This is a genomic window from Daejeonella sp. (assembly GCF_037719425.1).
Classification (GTDB): Bacteria; Bacteroidota; Bacteroidia; order Sphingobacteriales; family Sphingobacteriaceae; genus Daejeonella.
On record NZ_JBBJNI010000034.1, the window covers coordinates 25,152 to 30,219 of the forward strand.

Annotated in this window: 4 protein-coding genes; all 4 read right to left on the minus strand. The window is 43.2% G+C overall.

Annotated features, from left to right (window positions below; genetic code table 11):
- Nucleotides 1–2,424: PVC-type heme-binding CxxCH protein (locus tag WKF69_RS06655; protein ID WP_340380606.1), on the minus strand; the 2,424-nt coding region annotated here is incomplete at its 3' end.
- Entirely contained in the window at nucleotides 2,421–3,281 is an 861-nt protein-coding gene (locus WKF69_RS06660) for a sugar phosphate isomerase/epimerase (RefSeq protein ID WP_340380607.1), read from the minus strand. The genes WKF69_RS06655 and WKF69_RS06660, both read right to left, overlap by 4 nt.
- 73 nt (nucleotides 3,282–3,354) lie before the next feature.
- Nucleotides 3,355–4,137 carry a DUF1080 domain-containing protein gene (locus WKF69_RS06665; RefSeq protein ID WP_340380608.1) on the minus strand — a complete coding sequence of 261 codons (783 nt, stop codon included), beginning with the start codon at nucleotides 4,135–4,137 and terminating at the stop codon, nucleotides 3,355–3,357.
- A gap of 45 nt (nucleotides 4,138–4,182) precedes the next feature.
- On the minus strand, nucleotides 4,183–5,068 hold an 886-nt coding region (locus WKF69_RS06670), incomplete at its 5' end, for a Gfo/Idh/MocA family oxidoreductase (RefSeq protein ID WP_340380609.1).

Below are 5,068 nucleotides of genomic sequence, written 5' to 3' on the forward strand. Positions count from 1 at the left end.
TAAAATATCGCGCGACTCTTTATTTCCCAAACTACCCATCACGTTCAATGCGGCATTTGCTCGATCCGCATCTTTACTCATTATTACGTTTTCAAGAAGAGCGGCTTCTTTAAATTCAAATAACAGGCGTGCTGCATCAAGCCCTATGGTCTCGCTGGCTTTCGCTATTGCAAGCTCCAGAAGTTTGGGAGTCTCGCTTTTTAACTTGTACTGCCTTACTAAATCTATATATTCCGCTTTACCTGAAAGTGACTGCACAACATCCTTAATGGCCCTGCCCGCTATTGCAGATTGAAGAGCTTGTTTCGGATCCAGATGATGTAACGCTAACCTGTTTAATTCAATATCCTTGTTCAGGTTGTCTTCTATTATCTTCAGCAGGATCTTTGATTTCTCCGATCCGGTATGAAAGTCAAATGCGCGGAAATACCTTAATCTTAATTTCATGTCAACAGATTGATCGGAAGCAAGCTTCGCCAGAAAAGGCAGAGCCTTGTCGGTACGAGCGCGCCATACAATATCTCTCCCCCCGGCATTTTGTAACGGATTTTTAACGTTCTCTAAATAAGCGGCAAAAAAACTGTCCCATAGCTTGTCTGCGCCAATTCCTAATGCTTCTAAATACCAGCGGTCTTTGCCATCATTCTGTACAGCAAGCTGTGCCCATAACCTTGCAGCTTCTGGCGTTTGAATATGTCTTAGAGCTATCGCGCATTCCCTGCGCACTTGCGGATCTTTATCGTTCACCAATTTTCCTACCAAACCAGTCAGGTTGGTTTTTATTTGACGGGCGGCCCTTATGCCAGTCATTCTTAAATCCGGATTTTTATCTTCAATCGCCTCGTTGACATATTTCTCGCCTTTTGGCATTTTTACCAGTACCCATAAAGCTCTTGCACGCATACGCGGATTGGGAGACGATCGCCATAATTTTTCCAGCGCAGGAATTGCCTTTGCACCCATTTTCTGCAAAACCATCCAGGCATGCCGCCGAACAGCAAGATTCGGACTTTGCAGGGCGATGACTGCACCGGAAGGTGTATTATAATTTTGTACAGGAACCAGATATTTAGAAACATCTGGCGCAATCCGATATATACGACCACGCTGCAGATCACCAACACGGTGACCTCCAACACCTGGATCGTACCAATCAGCAACGATCAGGGAACCATCCGGGGCAATACATACATCGGCAGGACGAAACCATTGATCGTTCACCCCTTTTAATATATTTAGAATCTCAGCAGTATAACCGGCACCGCTTTTTTTAACCGGATATGAGCGAATAACATTAGGGCCGGGATCGGCATGTATCATTTGATTTTGAAATTGCGCGGGTAGTAAAGAACCTTCATAAACTACCATTCCGGTAGGAGAACCGGCTCCTGTTTGCAGAAGATTTGGTATAACGCCGGGATCATTTAGATGCCAGTGACGCAGGGGGATGGAATCTTCAAGATTGGTTCGTTTGGCCTGCCAGCCCGCACCTGTCATTTCATCTTTATAGCCATAATTTCCATAATCCATCACGTAATTAATTCGCACTCCGCGGTTACCATCATCGTCATTATCACTTTGCCAGATAGCGCCATAACTATCCACTGCCAATTCATAGTTATTTCTAAAATTATTCCCAAGGCACTCTACGTTGGAGCCATCCGGATCGCACCGAAATATCATGCCTTCACGGTACTTTTGGGGGCCGATTTCGTCTCCGTCCTGGTCTAATACTACCTTGTTATTTTTATCTTTAAGGGTTTTACCTTCATTTCCAAAATTGAAATATAGTTTACCGTCCGGGCCGAAAGTAAAAGTATGGATGCCATGATCATGTTGTTCGCCACCTATTCCCTGGAACAATATTTCTTTACGATCTGCTTTATCATCCCCATTATCGTCGTAAAGAGCCCAAACATAGGGGCTTTGTGAAATAAGGACCCTATTCCCTAACACCGAAATACCCAGTGGAGCATTGACTTCTGGCCCCTGGTAGAAAACTTTCCTGGTCTCCAGACGGCCGTCTCCATCTTTATCTTCCAATATTAAGATCCGGTCGCCTTCTGGCCGTGGTTTATTGCTGTTAATCTGAAAACGATAATTATAGGCTTCAGTTACCCACACCCTCCCGCGTTCGTCAACATCAATATTTGTTGGGTTTATTAACGCAGGTTCGGTCGCCATGGTTTGAACCTTAAGCCCCGGTACTACTAGAAGGCCCTTCAAGGCACTTTCAGGCAAACGTTTCTGACTTTCTGTAAGCGGCGTGTCAATCGTAAACTTATTACTCCTGAACTGTTTGCTGGATGCTGAAGTGCATGCTTTTAGAAATAATACTACCGGGACGACCAGCAACGCAACAATTCTAATTCCAGATAAACATTTTTTCAAATCGAGATTCATTTCATCCGTATATAATGTCATGCATTTCTATCCACCAGCAGGCAAGACCTTAAAAATTTCAAACCTTTGGTGGCTATATCTTCCTGTGAAGGTTCAAATTTTCTCCATATTGAGGCCGCTTTCGCGATCATTTCTATGTCGGGTATAAACGATTCAATGACTACGTTGCCACGATAATTCACTTGGTGTAGAGCTGAACTAATTTTTTCCCAATTGATCTGATCACCACCAGGTGTTCCACGATCGGATCCACAGGCATGAAAGTGTCCCAATTTACTACCTGCATTTAAAATAGCCTGATAGGGATCTTTCTCTTCAATATTCATATGATAAGTATCCAGTTGGAGCATCAGAGCTTTACTGTTTACCTGATTAACCATTTTCAGCCCTTGTTCACATGTATTAATAAAATCTGTTTCGTATCGATTCAGGGGCTCAATAGCCATTTTGACATTTAATTTTTCAGCATAATCAGCAAGCATTATCAAGTGTTTGGCAACCGTTTCCCATTGGATTGCATAATCAGCTTTGCTAACTAACTCTGCACGTCCAACTACGGAATAAAGCGGGCCAATCAAGATACCGCAACCAAGTGTGGGCATCATATCCAACATGCTTTTTAAATAATCAATGGCTGTCTGCTGATCTTCAGGTGTTCCTCTCAAATCACGGCCAGGGCCCATCGCAACACAAATGGAGCCACACTTTAAACCATTTTTATCTAAGGCTTTCCTAATTACAGCCGGATCAATATGCGAGGGATCCTCAATTGAAATCTCTACAGAGTCAAAGCCCCATTCTTTAAATCTTGGGAATAAATTAATACTCTCATTGGTGAAGGGAGATGTAAACAGAAAGGTGTTTATACCAAATTCCATTTGTTGGGATCTTAATACTGGTTCTTGTATATTGAACAATTTTTATCCGGGCTGTAAGTTCATCATGGAAAATTTATTGTTTGATCATGATCGTTCGATATTCAACCTTCATAGGTGGGCCAACATGTACCTGCATGCCTAACAGCCCTTTTGATTTTCCGTTAACCTTGTCGTTATCTGTTACATCGCTCATTAAAACTCCATTGATATAATGTTGTAAGCGATTACCCCTTGCTACTAAACGACATATATTCCAGTCTTCGCTTTTTATTTTTTGCAATAATGCATCAGGCTGTCCCAAAGAACGTGTTACGGTTAAATCAGTCCAGGCATTATTTTTTATTTTTGATTGTACAGTGCCTGCTGGACTTTCGGTATTTTGAGCTTTTATCACCGTCTCCTGGCCACGATAGGCTAAGGTAGTTCGTCCTCGTTCTTCATAGTTTTGACCAGTGTAACGATTTGCACCATCTATATCCAGTTGGTATCCTTTTAAAGCAAAGGGTATATCCTTTAATTCTTCACTACGGTAATTAACTCCGCTATTACCGGCTTTAGTGATTCTAAATTCTAAAGTCAACTCAAAGTTTGCAGGCACACCTCCCCGCCATATTATAAATGAATTCCGCTTCAAAAGTGTAGTGGGAGTAATTTCTCCAACTAAATTGCCATTTTCAACCCTCCAGTAAGCTGGATCTCCCTCCCAGCCATTCAGCGTTTTACCATCAAATATTTTTACAAACTTGCCTTTTTCGCTATAAATTATGCCAGGTGCTTTGCAGCTGATAACGACCAGAAACAGGAGCAAGTTGCAAATTGAGAATAATCCCAGGAATATTTTATTTCTTTTTTGCATGATCTTAATCGACTATATAAATAATTAAAAAAGGGCCAATTGCTGTTAACCCAACTCCTCTGTGTTAACCCAACTCCTGGAAGACGCTGATTCGAGCACCGCCTGACAAACCTTCTGTGTTTCGAGTGCATCTTTGAAGGTAGGTGAACACGGTTCTCCTGTCTCCAGGCTTTTAAGAAAATCAGCTGCCTGGTGCACGAATGTGTGTTCATAACCTATCGATAACCCCGGAACCCACCATCTATTCATATAGGGATGGTCGCCATCAGTGACATGTATGGTACGCCAGCCACGCACAATGGATTCATCCGCATGATCAAAATATTCCAGACGGTTCAAATCGTGAAGGTCCCAGCGAATGGATGCGTGCTCGCCATTTATTTCAAAGGTGTATAAGGCCTTATGTCCGCGGGCATACCTGGTAGACTCAAAGAGGCCTAAAGATCCGTTCTCGAAATGACAATGGAAAATGCAGGCATCATCAATACCGACCTTCTGAACCTGGCCGGTAACCTGATGAAGTCGTTCCTTGATGAACGTCTCTGTAACAGCAGAAACATCCTTGATACCACCATTCATCCACATGGCCGTATCAATACAATGGGCCAGAAGGTCGCCTGTTACACCGGAACCGGCCGAGTCCACATCCAGACGCCATAATCCTTCACCGCCTTGCGGAAGATCGGCGTTGATCGTCCAGTCCTGCAGAAAGTTGGCCCTGTAATGAAAAATTTTTCCCAGCTTGCCAGTATCAATAATTTGTTTTGCGAGGGTAACAGCCGGAATGCGACGGTAGTTATACCATACCGTGTTGGGAACACCGGCCTTGTCAATTGCCTCCACCATTGCTTTTGCTTCAGATAATGTTCGGGCAAGGGGTTTTTCGCAGAGAATCATTTTGCCAGCTTCTGCTGCTGCAATAGCAATATCC

Excerpts from the sequence above, each read along its gene's own strand:
- WKF69_RS06665 (WP_340380608.1), bottom strand. The coding sequence starts at position 4,137 with ATGCAAAAAAGAAATAAAATATTCCTGGGATTATTCTCAATTTGCAAC.
- WKF69_RS06660 (WP_340380607.1), bottom strand. The coding sequence starts at position 3,281 with ATGGAATTTGGTATAAACACCTTTCTGTTTACATCTCCCTTCACCAAT.